This is a genomic window from Telluria sp. AC161 (assembly GCF_979258535.1).
The window spans coordinates 200,289-213,973 of the sequence record NZ_OZ409861.1; the positions used below are offsets into that span (position 1 = coordinate 200,289).

At 64.2% G+C, this 13,685-nt stretch carries 15 protein-coding genes; 8 read left to right on the forward strand and 7 right to left on the reverse strand.

Going from position 1 to position 13,685, the window contains the following annotated elements:
* The first annotated feature begins 24 nt into the window (after positions 1-24).
* From ACZ0AJ_RS00905 to ACZ0AJ_RS00920, 4 genes are all read left to right on the forward strand, one after another.
* Entirely contained in the window at positions 25-345 is a 321-nt protein-coding gene (locus ACZ0AJ_RS00905; protein ID WP_499453319.1) for a hypothetical protein, read from the forward strand.
* 72 nt (positions 346-417) lie between these two features.
* Positions 418-882, forward strand: coding sequence for a hypothetical protein (locus tag ACZ0AJ_RS00910; RefSeq protein ID WP_183556956.1), 465 nt, complete (start codon positions 418-420; stop codon positions 880-882).
* The gene (locus ACZ0AJ_RS00915) at positions 882-1,781 is read left to right on the forward strand and encodes a DUF2145 domain-containing protein (RefSeq protein ID WP_499453321.1); all 900 of its coding nucleotides are present in this window, start codon (positions 882-884) and stop codon (positions 1,779-1,781) included. The genes ACZ0AJ_RS00910 and ACZ0AJ_RS00915 overlap by 1 nt, the downstream gene beginning before the upstream one ends.
* On the forward strand, positions 1,771-2,262 hold the full coding sequence (locus ACZ0AJ_RS00920) for a hypothetical protein (protein WP_499453323.1): 492 nt from the start codon (positions 1,771-1,773) through the stop codon (positions 2,260-2,262). Before ACZ0AJ_RS00915 ends, ACZ0AJ_RS00920 begins: the two co-directional genes overlap by 11 nt.
* A 19-nt stretch (positions 2,263-2,281) precedes the next feature.
* On the opposite strand, the gene ACZ0AJ_RS00925 is transcribed toward ACZ0AJ_RS00920, so the two are convergent.
* Positions 2,282-2,764: a glutathione peroxidase gene (locus tag ACZ0AJ_RS00925; RefSeq protein ID WP_499453325.1), complete on the reverse strand. Its 483-nt coding sequence runs from the start codon at positions 2,762-2,764 to the stop codon at positions 2,282-2,284.
* A 193-nt stretch (positions 2,765-2,957) separates the two neighbouring features.
* Here ACZ0AJ_RS00925 and ACZ0AJ_RS00930 point away from each other — a divergent pair, with 193 nt between their 5' ends.
* Both ACZ0AJ_RS00930 and ACZ0AJ_RS00935 read left to right on the forward strand, forming a co-directional pair.
* On the forward strand, positions 2,958-5,231 hold the full coding sequence (locus ACZ0AJ_RS00930) for a TonB-dependent receptor domain-containing protein (RefSeq protein WP_499453327.1): 2,274 nt from the start codon (positions 2,958-2,960) through the stop codon (positions 5,229-5,231).
* A 90-nt stretch (positions 5,232-5,321) separates the two neighbouring features.
* Complete coding sequence (locus ACZ0AJ_RS00935) at positions 5,322-7,508, forward strand: TonB-dependent receptor plug domain-containing protein (protein ID WP_499453329.1); 2,187 nt, start codon at positions 5,322-5,324, stop codon at positions 7,506-7,508.
* 147 nt (positions 7,509-7,655) lie between these two features.
* Here the strand turns inward: ACZ0AJ_RS00935 and ACZ0AJ_RS00940 are convergent, their stop codons facing one another.
* Both ACZ0AJ_RS00940 and ACZ0AJ_RS00945 read right to left on the reverse strand, forming a co-directional pair.
* Positions 7,656-8,792, reverse strand: coding sequence for a PilT/PilU family type 4a pilus ATPase (locus ACZ0AJ_RS00940; RefSeq protein ID WP_183556964.1), 1,137 nt, complete (start codon positions 8,790-8,792; stop codon positions 7,656-7,658).
* 9 nt (positions 8,793-8,801) lie between these two features.
* Positions 8,802-9,845 (reverse strand): type IV pilus twitching motility protein PilT, encoded by a 1,044-nt coding sequence (locus tag ACZ0AJ_RS00945; RefSeq protein WP_183556967.1) that lies wholly within the window; start codon positions 9,843-9,845, stop codon positions 8,802-8,804.
* Positions 9,846-9,899: 54 nt separating this feature from the next.
* Here ACZ0AJ_RS00945 and ACZ0AJ_RS00950 point away from each other — a divergent pair, with 54 nt between their 5' ends.
* Positions 9,900-10,601 (forward strand): YggS family pyridoxal phosphate-dependent enzyme, encoded by a 702-nt coding sequence (locus ACZ0AJ_RS00950; protein ID WP_499453331.1) that lies wholly within the window; start codon positions 9,900-9,902, stop codon positions 10,599-10,601.
* A 10-nt stretch (positions 10,602-10,611) separates the two neighbouring features.
* Positions 10,612-11,424, forward strand: a complete 813-nt coding sequence (gene proC / locus ACZ0AJ_RS00955) for a pyrroline-5-carboxylate reductase (protein WP_499453333.1) — start codon at positions 10,612-10,614, stop codon at positions 11,422-11,424.
* Between the two features lie 153 nt (positions 11,425-11,577).
* On the opposite strand, the gene ACZ0AJ_RS00960 is transcribed toward proC, so the two are convergent.
* From ACZ0AJ_RS00960 to ubiA, 4 genes are all read right to left on the reverse strand, one after another.
* Entirely contained in the window at positions 11,578-11,880 is a 303-nt protein-coding gene (locus tag ACZ0AJ_RS00960) for a hypothetical protein (RefSeq protein WP_183556973.1), read from the reverse strand.
* Complete coding sequence (locus tag ACZ0AJ_RS00965) at positions 11,864-12,247, reverse strand: phage holin family protein (protein ID WP_183556975.1); 384 nt, start codon at positions 12,245-12,247, stop codon at positions 11,864-11,866. Before ACZ0AJ_RS00965 ends, ACZ0AJ_RS00960 begins: the two co-directional genes overlap by 17 nt.
* Position 12,248: 1 nt before the next feature.
* Positions 12,249-12,569, reverse strand: coding sequence for an ElaB/YgaM/YqjD family protein (locus ACZ0AJ_RS00970; RefSeq protein ID WP_332532988.1), 321 nt, complete (start codon positions 12,567-12,569; stop codon positions 12,249-12,251).
* 66 nt (positions 12,570-12,635) lie between these two features.
* Entirely contained in the window at positions 12,636-13,490 is an 855-nt protein-coding gene (gene ubiA, locus ACZ0AJ_RS00975) for a 4-hydroxybenzoate octaprenyltransferase (protein ID WP_332532989.1), read from the reverse strand.
* Between the last annotated feature and the right edge of the window lie 195 nt (positions 13,491-13,685).

Genomic DNA, 13,685 nt, shown 5'->3' on the forward strand with positions numbered 1-13,685 from the left:
CCCCAGCAACGAACACCAGCAGGAATGATCTTGAGCTTTACCTTTCAACTCGTGCGCGAGGACGAAGACAGTCCGCGCGCCATCGTCTTCGAAGACAGCAGCACCCCGGGCCTCGTGCCGGTATGGGAAGCAGCAGGCGTCTACGACGCGCTCTACAACAGCGATGGCCAACTGGCGCGCGACGTGTCGCGCCGGCTGGCGTACGGCGTCGATCGCCTGAACGACGACCCCGGGCTTGCCAGCCTGCTGCCGCCCGGCCTGTCGATGGATGTGGCGATCCGCTTTCTGGACAACGTCACCCGCGCCTGCATCACCCACGGCGCAGCCCGCATTCAGACGCGATAAAATTGCCCTATGGTCATTCGGCGCAAGGGCTTGTACCATAGGAGCGTTCTGCTCGCCAAATGAAAGAGTTTTATGACCTTGCCTATCCTTTCCCGCACGCTGTGCCTGACCCTGTTCGCCGCCGCCTGCAATGCGCCCGCGCAGGCTGACAGCTTCGCGTCGTCCGCGTCCAGCGCCGGCTCGGCGTCGTCGGCCAGCATTTCCGATTCGGTCAGCGGTTCCAGCAACAGCTCGAGCGACAATGACAAGGTCGCCGCTGGCCAGTACCGCGTGATCAACATCGCGCACGCCCCGAACAAGCCCGACACTACCCGTCTGACGCTGCGCGCAACCGCCGCCGGCCAGGCCCGTTCGTTCGAGCTCGATGTGCCCAACCGCGCCCTCGCGACGCGCACCGTGATCGCGGGCGACGTGGTCCAGGTCAATGAGCGCGCCTACGGCTACGAATTCGCCTACGCCGACACCCAGCGGCCGTTCTTCCTGGCGCTGCAGGACGAGTGGTACCGCGAACTGGGCTCGCGTAAAGTCACGATCTGATGCTCGTGCGCCAGGCCGCGCTGGCGCTGCTGTTGTGTGCGAGCGGCAGTGCCTGGGCCGGCTTTCCCACCTTCTGCGACCGCTCGCGCGACCTCAGCGCGACCGAGCAGGACCGCGTGCTGCGCTTTGCTGGCGTCGTCAAGCAGGAGCTGGCGCGCTCGAACGGCAAGGTCGCCCTGATCGCGCGCGCCGGCACGGACCTGAGCCGCTTCAATCTGGTGTATTCACACGCCGGCGTCGCATTGCGCGACACGCCGGGCAGCCCGTGGGCCGTGCGCCAGCTGTATTACGAGTGCGACGAGGCGCGTCCGTACATCTTTGACCAGGGCATCGCCGGCTTCGCGCTCGGCGCCGACGCACCGGGCAAGGGCCATATTGCCTTGTTATTCCTGCCGGATGACGACAGCGCATCGCTCGAACGCGCCGCCCGCGACAAGGCGCTGGCGCTGGCCCTGCTGGCCGGTCAATACAGTGCCAACGCCTATGCCTACGGCACCAAGTACCAGAACTGCAACCAGTGGGTGGCCGAGCTGATGGCCAGCGCCTGGGGCGGCGCGGCAGGTGACGGCAACGCACGGAAAAAAGCGCAGGCCTGGTTGCGCGCGAACGATTACGTTCCCGGTCCGGTCAAGGTGCCATCGCATTTCACGATGTTCGCCGGGCAGTTCGTGCCGCTCGTGCACGTGGATGACCACCCGGTAGAGGACCTGCACGCGCTGTCGCTGCAGGTCAGCGTGCCGGCGTCCATCGAGGCGTTCGTGCAACGCCGCGCGCCCGAGACGCAGCGTGTCGAAATCTGCCACGACGAGCGCCGGATTGTCGTGCGACGCGGCTGGATGCCGCTGGGCGCACGCTGCGAGCCGGGACCAGGTGACGAGGTGATTGCCCTTGCGCCGTAAGCACGCAGGATTGCTGGTACTCGCCGCATGCTGGCAGCTTGCCGCCAGCGCGGCCGATGCGCTGCCTTCGTCGCTCCAGGGAAGTTGGCACACGTCCGAAGCAGTCGGCGAGGGCGACATCCGGCAAACCGATATGCTTCTTGCAACTGATGGCTTCGGCATGATCTCCGGCGCTTCGCCACTCATGGCGCGCATGCAGGGCATGGACAAGAGCGGCCTGAAGTTATCGACCATCCCCTTCGGCATGCCGATACAGGCGACGCTCGAGGCCACTACCCGTCAAGTACACATCGTTCCGCATGTGTTGAATGGTGTCGATGCCGCCGGTCGCAGCACATTCCGCTGCAACCTCGATTCGTTAGCGACGACGCTCACGTGTCTGTCGAACGACGGCGGCGTCACGGTGTGGCGGCGACGTAGTGAAACGATGTCCGACAAGGATGCCGCCACGATCACGATGTTGAGACGGCACTTTCCATGAACCGCCGGTGCAATCTCCCTTAGCCTGCCAGCACCTTCTCGATATCCCCGCCCAGGTCTTCCGGCTTGGTGGTCGGCGCGTAGCGCGTGACGACCGCGCCTTCGCGGTTGACGAGGAATTTGGTGAAGTTCCATTTGACCGCCTCGGTGCCCAGCACGCCGGGCGCTTCGCCCTTCAGGAAGCGAAACAGCGGATGCGCGTCGTCGCCATTGACGTCGACCTTGGCGAACATCGGGAACGTGACGCCGTAGTTCTTTTCGCAGAAGGCGCCGATCGCTGCTTCGTCGCCCGGTTCCTGGTGGCCGAACTGGTTGCATGGGAAGCCCAGTACCACGAGGCCCTGGTCCGCATAGCGGCGCTGCAGCGCTTCGAGCCCCTGGTATTGCGGCGTGAAGCCGCAGGCGCTGGCCGTATTGACGATCAGGAGCGCCTTGCCGCGGTAGCGCTGCAGGTCGACCGGCTGGCCGTCGAGGGCAGTGGCGTTGAAATCGTAGGCATTCATCTGAGGTCTCCTTGTTGTAAACAATACAGTTTACGCTACTGCTGACGAACGCACGGCAGAGCGTTGGCCCCGGCGGCGTCCGTTCGCCGATCAATGCTGTGACATTTCGTCCGTCTTAGCATTTCTTAACAAATTCCGGGCATGACGCGTGCGACAATCACGCTCGTCCAAACGTCCCGTCACCCAGGTATTCATGTCACGTCACCGTTCTTCCGCCCTGTTGTTCGCGCTGCTTGCGCCTGTCTGTGCATTTGCCCAGGAAACCGCCGTACGCCCTGCGGATCCCGTCACCGGCGCCGTGACGCCGACCGCCCCGGCGCTGCAGGCGGCTGACGTTCCCGTCGCCTCTACCGTCGCCGTCACGGCCGCGCGTTCGTCCAACCGGATCGACCGCCAGGCGTATGACGTCAAGAGCGACGCCGCGTCGACCAACGACACGGTCGCCGACACGCTCAACAAGGTGCCGTCGGTGGCGGTGGACGCGGACGGCAACGTGACGCTGCGGGGGCGCAGCAATGTGCAGATCCTCGTCGATGGCAAGCCGTCGGCGATGATGCAGGGCGAGAACCGCGCTGCGGCGCTGGGCGCGATTCCGGCGGCCGATCTCGATTCGGTGGAAGTGATCAACAACCCCGGCGCGCAGTTCGGCAACGAAGGCGGGGGCGGCCCGATCATCAATCTGGTGATGCGGCGCGAGCGCACGCCGGGCGGCTTCGGTGCTGTCAATGCGAACGTCGGCCCGGAAGGGCGCGCCAATGCGTCGAGCTTCGGTAGCTACACGACCGGGCGCATGAGCGTGCAGGGCGGCGTGTACGTCCGGCGCGACACGCGTGGCTCCGACGGCGAAACGAACCGCGACCGGATCGATCCGCTTACCGGCGCCGTGGCCAGCAGCACGCAGCGCTCGAACAGCGAGACCGACACCGAGGCCGTGGGCATGAACAGCTCGCTGACCTACAACCTGGGCGACAAGGATGTGCTGTCGGCCAAGGCCAGCTTCTCGGCCAACGGCAGCGACGGGCAGTCGCAGGAGCGCTATCGCGGCGTCAACGCCGACGGCAGCATCGACGGCGACTACCTGCGTTCGAGCGTGCGAGACAACGATAATCGCAGCTACAGCCTGAGTGGTGGCCTGGATCACAAGGGCGCGCGGCCCGGCGAAATCCTCAAGGTCGACCTGCGCCTGTCGGGCAACAAGGGCGAGGCCGACACGCGCTTTGCCAGCGATTACACGGTGCGCCCCGCCAATTCGACCGCGCCGCGCACGCACCAGAACAACCTGACCGAAACGCGCGTGATCGACTTCACGGGCGACTATGAACTGCCGGGCGAGAAGGGCGTGTTCAAGGCGGGCTACAAGGTCGCGCAGAACAGCAATGTGTTCGACACGCGCTTTTTCAATGTCGACGAGGCGACGCTGGCCGAAAGCCTCAGCAACCAGCGCACCAACCGCTTCGAGCTCGATGAAACGACGGTGGCGTTGTACGGTACCTATCAACTGCGCCTGGCCGAAAAATGGGGCTTGCTGGGCGGGTTGCGCACCGAGTACACCGACCTCGATCTGAACCAGGTCACCACGAACGTCAAGGCCAACAACCATTACTTCGACGCGATCCCGAGCGCGTTCCTCACCTACGATTTGTCCGACGACACGGCGCTGCGCCTGAGTTACGCGCACCGCATCCGCCGGCCGGGCGCGGGCGACCTCAATCCCTTCGTCGTCTACCGTGACGAAACCAACGTCTCGTCGGGCAATCCCGACCTGATGCCCACCAAGACCGACTCGATCGAACTGGGGCTGGAGACCAAACTGGGCAAGGTCGAGACCAATGTGCGTCTGTATGCACGGCGCGACTCGGACCTGATCCAGGAGCGACGCACCTTCATCTCCGACACCGTGCTGCTGACCACGCGCGAGAACGCCGGCAGCAGCAACTCGGGCGGCATGGAATTCACGTTCAGCGGGCGCGTGACCCCGAGCTTGACGGTCAACGCCAGCGGCAACCTGGGGTACTCCGAGCAGTCAGTGCTGGGCAACAGCCAGGACGACAAGCGCAGCGCCACGTCGCTCAGCGGCCGGGCGCGCGTGAGCTACCAGATTAACCCGACCAACAGCCTGCAACTGGTACTCAACGCGCAGGGCAAGACGCTGTTTGGCGAAGGCTACCGCCAGCCGACGCGCAGCGCTGACCTGAGTTATCGCCGCAACCTGAGCCAGGCCCTGAGCCTCGTAGTGAACGTCAACGACGTCTTCGACTCGCAAAAGACCGAATCGATCACCGAGACCGACCGCCTGCGCGAATACAGCATCCGCCGCCAGGAAGGACGCCTCGTGTACGTCGGGCTGTCGTACCGCTTCGGCAGTTTTGGTGGCGCGGGCGGGCGCCGACCGGATGGACCGCGGGGCGGGCCTGGCGGTGGACCAGGGTTCGGGCCACCGGGCGGCGGCATGGGGCCGGGCGGGTGAGCGTTTGATCCGTATGCGCGTCGGGTAATTTGACGACGTGCTGTTCGGAGCAGCAGGGGCATGACAGAATACGGCACCTTTGAATCTGCCATGACTGTCCCCCAGATGCTTCGCCCCACGCTTGTCGCGCTTTCCCTGTCTGCCTTGCCTGCTTACGCCCAGAACACCGCGGCACCGGCACTCTCCACGGACACTGTCCAGAAGGTCGAAGTCAAGGCCGACGCCAACGGCTACGATCCGCGCCGCGACGATACCGCCAGCAAGATCGTGGTCTCGACCGAGGAAATCCGGCGCTACGGCGACACCTCGGTGCTCGACGTGTTCAAGCGCCTGCCGGGGATCACCGTCAGCGGCGGCGCCGGGCGTGGCGGTGGCGAGATCCGCATGCGTGGCCTGGGCAGCGGCTACACGCAGATCCTTCTGAATGGCGAGCGCGCGCCGGCCGGCTTCGACATCGACCAGCTCTCGCCCGAGTCGATCGAGCGCATCGAAATCCTGCGCGCCGCCAGCGCCGAGTTCTCGACCCAGTCGATCGCCGGCACCATCAATATCGTCCTCAAGCGCGCGGTGAAAAAGGCGCAGCGCGAACTGCGCGTGGGCTACGGCAAAAGTGGGGAGGTGAGCAATCCTTCGGCCAGCCTCACCATGTCGGACCGCGTCGGCAAGATGTCGTACTCGCTCGCCGCGAGCGCCTGGCGCTACGAGTTCGATCGCCCGTCGCCATTCGAGGAGTCGCAAATCGATGCGGCTGGGCGCCCCATCTTCGTGCGGCGCAGCGAGCAGGCCGATCGTGGCAGCCCGCAAGGCATCAACCTCACACCACGGCTGAACTGGAGCCTGGAGAACGGCGACACGGTCAGCTGGCAATCGCTCGTCGCGCACCAGCGCAACAACTACCAGGGCAGCACTTCAACCGAGACCATTCTTGGCCTGCGTCCCCTGTACGACGAGCGCGACGTGCGCAGCAAGGGCACCAACACGACGCTGCGTTCGGACCTGACCTGGATGCATAACCTGGAAGAAGGCGCCAGGTTCGAGCTGAAACTGGGCATGAACGGGTCGCGCAGCCGCGGTAACTGGCATGAAAACGACTTTCGCACGCTGGACAGTGTTGATCGTCTCGCGCGCGACTCCACCGTGCTTAGTGCCACTGACGAAGTTGGCGTCACCGCGGTGGGCAAGTATTCGCGGCCATGGAAGAAGGACCACGCGCTGTCCATGGGCTGGGACGCTGGCCATACCTTGCGCGACGATGGACGCGGCGAACTGGAGCTGTTCCCGCTCGCGGGCAGCACGCTGCGCCGCGATGAAGATTACGACGCCACCCTCAAGCGCCTGGCGCTGTTCGTGCAGGACGAGTGGAACGTGACCAAACAATGGTCGATGTACGCGGGCCTGCGCTGGGAAGGGCTGGAAACGCGCAGCAGTGGCAACACGTTCGACACCAGCATCAACCGCGCCAGTGTCTGGAGCCCGCTTGCGCAGACGCTCTACAAGCTGCCGGACAGCCGCGACCAGGTGCGCCTGGCGCTGACGCGCACGTTCAAGGCACCGGCGGCCAGCAACCTGATTCCACGGCGCTTCACGACCCCGAACAACAGCCAGACCGACCCTGACTACCGCGGCAATCCTGACCTCAAGCCCGAACTGGCGACCGGCATCGACGCGTCCTACGAACATTACTGGGCCGAGAAGGCGCTGCTGAGTGCCAGCCTGTCGGTGCGGCGCATCAGCGACTACACACGCCAGGGCCTGCTTTTTGAGGACGGTCGCTGGATCCAGACGCCGGTGAATGATGGCGACGCGCTCACGCGCAGCCTGGAGCTCGAGGCGAAGTTTCCGCTGTCGGCTGTGCTGCAGGACGTGTCGGACATCGACCTGCGCGCCAGCCTGGCGCGCAACTGGTCGCGCGTCGATGCGGTGCCGGGGCCGGACAACCGGCTCGATCAGCAGGTGCCGGTATCGGGCACGCTCGGTGTGGACTACAAGACGCCGGGCGGCAAGCTCACGACAGGCGCGAGCTTCGCCTTCAAGAACGGCGGCAATGTGCGCGTGAACGTGGAGCAGTCACGCTACCAGAGCGTGCGGCGCGAGCTGGATGTGTATGCGCTGTGGAAGCTTAATCCGACCTACCAGCTGCGGCTGGCGGCAACCAATCTGCTGGCGCAGGATACGGTGTCCGAGTCGCGCTATGTGGACGACAACGGCGTGCAGCGCAGGACGACGTTTTCGGATGGGCAGGCGATGGCGCGGGTGACGCTGGAGTCGCGGTTTTAACTGGGACGCGCCACCTGACCGTCGTTCCCGCGAAGGCGGGAACCTAAGTCCTGTGCGTTGCCGCGAAAGTGCCCGTCGGTGGCTGTGCTCGAGCTTGGGTTCCCGCCTGCGCGGGAACGACGGTGACGAGGTTGATGCTACAAGCGGCTACACCAACCCCAACGCCTCCGTCCCGCTCGAAAAATCGCGGTTCTTCGCGTGCTTGCTATTGAGCTTGATGTTCAAGCGCAGGTCATTGACCGAGTCCGCGTTGCGCAGCGCGTCTTCGTAGGTGATCTTGTCGGCCTCGTACAGGTCGAACAGCGCCTGGTCGAACGTCTGCATGCCCAGCTCGCGCGACTTCTTCATGATTTCCTTGATCTCATGGACTTCGCCCTTGAAGATCAGGTCCGAAATCAACGGTGAGTTCAGCAGGATCTCGATCGCCACCACGCGCCCCTTCGATTCCTTCTTCGGAATCAGGCGCTGCGATACCAGGCCTTTCAGGTTCAGCGACAGGTCCATCAGCAGTTGCTGGCGGCGCTCTTCGGGGAAGAAGTTGATGATGCGGTCCAGCGCCTGGTTGGCGCTGTTGGCGTGCAGCGTGGCCAGGCACAGGTGGCCCGTTTCGGCAAATGCGATGGCGTGTTCCATCGTCTCGCGGTCGCGGATCTCGCCGATCTGGATCACGTCCGGCGCCTGGCGCAGCGAGTTTTTCAGCGCTGCTTCAAAGCTGTCGGTGTCCACGCCCACTTCGCGCTGCGTGATCACGCAGTTCCGGTGCGGGTGGACGAATTCGACGGGGTCTTCGACCGTGATGATGTGGCCGTAGCTGTTCTCGTTGCGGTAGCCGACCATCGCCGCCAGCGTCGTCGACTTGCCCGAACCCGTCGCGCCGACCATGATCACCAGCCCACGCTTGGTCATCACGACGTCCTTGAGCGTGTCCGGCAGGCTCAGTTCCTCGAACTTCGGGATCGCCGTGGTGATCACGCGCAGCACCATGCCCACGCAGCCCATCTGCATAAAGGCCGAGACACGGAAGCGCCCCAGGTCGCCCGGCGTGATCGCAAAGTTGGCTTCGCGCGTGAGCTCGAAGCCGGCCCCCTGCTTGTCGTTCATGATGGCGCGCGCCAGGTCGCCCGTGTGGCCGCTGGTGAGCGGCTGGCTCGACACGGGCGTCATGCGCCCGTCGATCTTGATCGCCGGCGGAAAGCCCGCCGTGATGAACAGGTCCGAGCCGCCCTTGGTCACCATCAAGCGCAGCAGGTCGAACATGAATTTGGTAGCCTGGTCGCGTTCCATGGATGGCCCTTAGCCGAGGAAGTTTTCGGGGATCTTGGCGGCGCTGCGCGCAGCAACCGACGAGATCATGTTGCGGCGTACGAGGTCGGTCAGGTTCTGGTCGAGCGTCTGCATGCCGACATTGCTGCCGGTCTGGATCGCCGAGTACATCTGGGCGATCTTCGCTTCGCGGATCAGGTTACGGATGGCCGGCGTGCCGATCATGATTTCGTGCGCCGCGACGCGGCCCGAGCCGTCCTTGGTCTTGAGCAGCGTTTGCGAAATCACGGCCTGCAGCGATTCGGACAGCATTGCGCGCACCATCTCTTTTTCTTCGGCCGGGAACACGTCGACGATACGGTCGATCGTCTTGGCGGCCGATGACGTGTGCAGCGTACCGAACACGAGGTGGCCCGTTTCGGCGGCCGACAGCGCCAGGCGGATCGTTTCCAGATCGCGCAACTCGCCGACCAGGATCGCGTCCGGATCTTCGCGCAGCGCCGAGCGCAGCGCATTGCTGAACGAGAGCGTGTGCGGGCCGACTTCGCGCTGGTTGATCAGGCATTTCTTGGAGTCGTGGACGAATTCGATCGGGTCTTCGATCGTCAGGATGTGGCCGTATTCCTGCTCGTTGAGGTGATTCACCATTGCCGCCAGCGTGGTCGACTTGCCCGAGCCGGTGGGGCCCGTGACCAGCACCAGGCCGCGCGGCTTCAACGCCAGTTCGCCGAAAATCTTCGGTGCATTCAGGTCTTCGAGCGACAGGATCTTGGATGGAATCGTGCGCAGCACGGCGGCGGCGCCCCGTTCCTGGTTGAATGCATTGACGCGAAAACGCGCCAGGCCCGGAATCGCGAACGAGAAGTCGCACTCGAGCACTTCTTCGTACTGCTTGCGCTGGCCGTCGTTCATGATGTCATAGATCATGCCGTGCACGTCCTTGTGCTCCAGCGGCGGCAGGTTAATCCGGCGCACGTCGCCATGGACGCGGATCATCGGCGGCAGGCCGGCCGACAGGTGCAGGTCCGAGGCCTTGTTCTTGACCGAGAAAGCGAGTAATTCCGATATGTCCATTTATAATCCCAGTGCCGCAAACGGCCTCAAAAATATTTCCTATAGAAAATCATTATGTCCATAATCGCCGGGAACTTGCAAGCTGTCGAAGCGACAATCACCGATGCTGTAAAGGCATCGGAACGCGCCAGAAACGACGTCCAGTTGCTGGCTGTATCGAAGACGTTCCCTGCGCAGGCGGTGCTCGATGCGATGGCTGCCGGCCAGCTGGCGTTCGGCGAAAACTATTTGCAGGAAGCGCTCGACAAGATCGCAAGCGTCGCGCAGGCGCAACCAGATGCGGCCGTCGAGTGGCATTTCATCGGACCGATCCAGAGCAACAAGACGCGACCCATCGCCGCCAGCTTCGCCTGGGTGCACACGGTCGAGCGGCTCAAGATCGCGCAGCGCCTGTCGGAGCAGCGGCCGCCCGAACTGGGCCCGCTGAATATCTGCCTGCAAGTGAATATCAGCGGTGAGGCCAGCAAGAGCGGCGCATCGCCTGAGGAATTGCCGGCCCTGGCGCGCGAGGTGGCGCAACTGCCCAACCTGCGCCTGCGCGGCCTGATGGCGATCCCCGAGCCCACCACCGATGTCGCAGAACAGCGCGCCGCCTTTGCCCGCGTGCGCGCCTTGTTCGACGCGCTGCGCGCCGACGGCCTGGAAATGGATACGCTGTCGATGGGCATGTCGGGCGACCTGGCGCCGGCAATCGCCGAAGGCGCGACAATTGTGCGCGTGGGCAGCGCCATCTTTGGCAAACGCGATTACACCTGACAGGATCACCATGAACATCGTCTTTATCGGCGGCGGCAATATGGCCGCAGCCCTGATTTCCGGACTCGTGAAGGTCGCGGGTTCCGGCGCGCAGATCCACGTGGTGGACCGCAATCCCGAAGCACTGGAGCGCCTGATGCGCGACTACGGCGTGCGCACCGCGACTGCCATCGACGAGGGTGTCCAGCATGCTGAAGTCGTCGTGCTGGCCGTGAAACCGCAGCAGATGCGCGAAGTGGCCACAGCACTGGCGCCGCACCTGACGCGCCAACTGGTGTTGTCGATCGCCGCGGGCATCCGCAGCAGTGACCTGACGCGCTGGCTCGGCGGCTACGACGCCATCGTGCGCACGATGCCGAATACGCCGGCGCTGATCGGCATGGGCGTGACGGGCCTGGCGGCGCAGCCGGCCGTGAGCGCCGCGCAGCGCGAGCAGGCCGACGCCGTCATGCGCGCGGTCGGCAAGACCGTGTGGCTGGACGACGAAGCGCAGATCGATGCGGTAACGGCGGTCTCGGGCAGCGGGCCGGCCTACGTGTTTTACTTCCTCGAAGCGATGCAGGAAGCGGCGCGCGCGATGGGCCTGAATGCGGAGCAGGGCAGGGAGCTGGCGCTGGCCACGTTCACGGGCGCAGCGCAGCTGGCGGCGCAGTCCGATGAAGCAGTCGACGTGCTGCGCGCGCGCGTGACGTCAAAGGGCGGCACGACGCATGCGGCAATCGAGAGCATGGAAGCGGCAGGTGTGAAAGGCGCGATCGTCGCGGCGATGCAGGCTGCAGCGGCGCGTGGCAAGGAACTCGGGGACGAGCTGGGTCAGGATTGAGCGTGCGGTGCCTGTAAAAAGCTTGGGTTCCCGCCTTCGCGGGAACGACGGTCTGGAGGCTGATTGCCACGATCAACATCCGTAGCTGCCAACCCTGAAACCGTCGTTCCCGCGCAGGCGGGAACCCAAGTCAGTTCGCGAACCGCAAACCGTTCAATGTACTTCGAACTTCCGCCACCCTAATACGGGCAACACCTTCTGCGCCAGCTTGTAGGCCGACAATGCTGCGGTGATCGCACCGACCACCCAGGTCGGCTTGGTCAGCAGAATGCCCACCCCGACGCCGGCGGCGGTCAGGATGGCTTTCTTGTGCTGCACCACATACCCCGTGGTGCCGCCCATCGCCGACGGCGTGCGCAGCAGCGTCACGTCGGCCGACATCTGGGCGCGCTGTTCGGCGCATTGCGCAGCCAGCAAACGGCGGCGCACCGCCAGTGGTTCAGATTTTGACGTCATCGATCGGCTCTCCTTTGACAGCTTGCGCATCCTTGCGCAGTTCGGCCAGCGTGGCAGCCATGATTGGTCCACGGTTCGTCAGGTCGCCACGGACCTTGAAGAACGCCAGCACACTGCCCAGCGCGAACAGCAGCGTCATGCCGCCAACGGCGAGCAGGCGGTGCGTATCCCAGAACAGCACCAGCACGAACAGGATGAGCAGCAGCACCGCGACCAGGCCGAAGAAGGCGGCCGCGATGCCCCAGGCCACATACCCGAACAGGCGGTGCGTTTCTTCCTGCAGTTCGAGCGTCGCCAGCTCCAGCCGCGTGCGCAGCATGGCCAGCAGCGTGGCCCCGATGCGCGAAATGGTCGCGGGGATCGTCATCTTATTTACGGACGATCAGCATGCCGATGACGACACCGATGGCAGCGCCCAGGCCAACCGATTTCCATGGGTTGTCCTTGACGTATTCGTCGGTGGCCTTGGCGGCGACCTTGGTACGCTCGACCACGGTTTCTTCGGCATTGATCAGGCCGACCTTGGCCGAGGCCAGCGTCTGCTCGAACTTGGCCTTGGCCGACTTGAGTTCTTCGCCGGTCAGCTGGCTGCCGTTGCGCAGCCACGATTCCGCGTCGCCGATGACGCTTTTCAGGTCATTGACCAGCTGGTCGCGGGTATTCGTCTGGGTCGGGATTTTTTCGATCATATTGGGCCTCTTGGTGTGGTGGTCGATCACGCTGCCGGAGCAGCGATGAATGCATTTCGGACAATATTAACCTAATGCATAATCTAGTGCGACACCAATGAACAGTGCGGCCCCCAGCCAGTTGTTATGGCGGAAGGCCTTGAAGCAGTTCATCCGGTCACGATGGCGGATCAGCGTGTAGTGATACAGCGCGATCGCCCCCGCCACCGCTACCCCGGCCACGAACCACCAGCGCAGCCCAAGCGACCAGCCGCATAGCAAAAAGATGGCCAGCGACGCGCCATAGCACAGCATGATGGCGGCCACGTCGAAGCGCCCGAACGTGATGGCCGACGTGCGCATGCCCAGCTTGATGTCGTCATCGCGGTCGACCATCGCATACGCGGTGTCGTAGGCCACCGCCCAGAACACGTTCGCCACCAGCAGCCACCAGGCCACGCCCGGTACCGCGCCCTGCACGGCGGCAAACGCCATCGGAATGCCGAAGCCAAACGCGATGCCCAGGTAAGCCTGCGGAATGGCGAAGAAGCGCTTGAAGTACGGGTAGGTGCCGGCCACCACCACGGCCACCACCGATAACTGCTTGGTCAGCGCATTGAGCGGCAGGATCAGCAGGAACGACGCGATCGCCAGCACGGCCGCGACCATCACCGCTTCCCAGCCCCGGATCTTGCCGCTCGTGAGCGGGCGGTCGACCGTGCGCTTGACGTGGCGGTCGAAGTCGCGGTCGGCGTAGTCGTTGATGGCGCAGCCGGCGGAGCGCATCAGCGCCGTGCCGATCACGAAGATCGCCAGCACATCGAGGGCCGGCACGCCGCCCGAGGCCATCCACAGCGCCCACAGGGTGGGCCACAGCAGCAACAGGATGCCGATCGGCTTGTCGGCCCGGATCAGGCGAAAGTAGAGCGCCAGCTTGTTCATGTGTTCGCTTTTTTGTCGCAAAAAATATTGATCGGAAGACAGCAATTCTAGCCGGTTTGGCGACGCTGCGCGGCGCACCCTTGCCGCAGCAGGCCCCATGCGATGTGCATGACAGGCAGATGTCACGACCAACCGTGCAGGCTGAAAAATTGTCTTTTTGTTGTCATTAACTTGACATGATCGTTTGCTTTAATG

Bases quoted from the DNA above. Each gene is read 5' to 3' on its own strand.
- ACZ0AJ_RS00905 (WP_499453319.1), top strand. From the start codon at position 25: ATGATCTTGAGCTTTACCTTTCAACTCGTGCGCGAGGACGAAGACAGT.
- ACZ0AJ_RS00910 (WP_183556956.1), top strand. From the start codon at position 418: ATGACCTTGCCTATCCTTTCCCGCACGCTGTGCCTGACCCTGTTCGCC.
- ACZ0AJ_RS00915 (WP_499453321.1), top strand. From the start codon at position 882: ATGCTCGTGCGCCAGGCCGCGCTGGCGCTGCTGTTGTGTGCGAGCGGC.
- ACZ0AJ_RS00925 (WP_499453325.1), bottom strand. From the start codon at position 2,764: ATGAATGCCTACGATTTCAACGCCACTGCCCTCGACGGCCAGCCGGTC.
- ACZ0AJ_RS00930 (WP_499453327.1), top strand. From the start codon at position 2,958: ATGTCACGTCACCGTTCTTCCGCCCTGTTGTTCGCGCTGCTTGCGCCT.
- ACZ0AJ_RS00935 (WP_499453329.1), top strand. From the start codon at position 5,322: ATGACTGTCCCCCAGATGCTTCGCCCCACGCTTGTCGCGCTTTCCCTG.
- ACZ0AJ_RS00940 (WP_183556964.1), bottom strand. From the start codon at position 8,792: ATGGAACGCGACCAGGCTACCAAATTCATGTTCGACCTGCTGCGCTTG.
- ACZ0AJ_RS00945 (WP_183556967.1), bottom strand. From the start codon at position 9,845: ATGGACATATCGGAATTACTCGCTTTCTCGGTCAAGAACAAGGCCTCG.
- ACZ0AJ_RS00950 (WP_499453331.1), top strand. From the start codon at position 9,900: ATGTCCATAATCGCCGGGAACTTGCAAGCTGTCGAAGCGACAATCACC.
- proC (WP_499453333.1), top strand. From the start codon at position 10,612: ATGAACATCGTCTTTATCGGCGGCGGCAATATGGCCGCAGCCCTGATT.
- ACZ0AJ_RS00960 (WP_183556973.1), bottom strand. From the start codon at position 11,880: ATGACGTCAAAATCTGAACCACTGGCGGTGCGCCGCCGTTTGCTGGCT.
- ACZ0AJ_RS00965 (WP_183556975.1), bottom strand. From the start codon at position 12,247: ATGACGATCCCCGCGACCATTTCGCGCATCGGGGCCACGCTGCTGGCC.
- ACZ0AJ_RS00970 (WP_332532988.1), bottom strand. From the start codon at position 12,569: ATGATCGAAAAAATCCCGACCCAGACGAATACCCGCGACCAGCTGGTC.
- ubiA (WP_332532989.1), bottom strand. From the start codon at position 13,490: ATGAACAAGCTGGCGCTCTACTTTCGCCTGATCCGGGCCGACAAGCCG.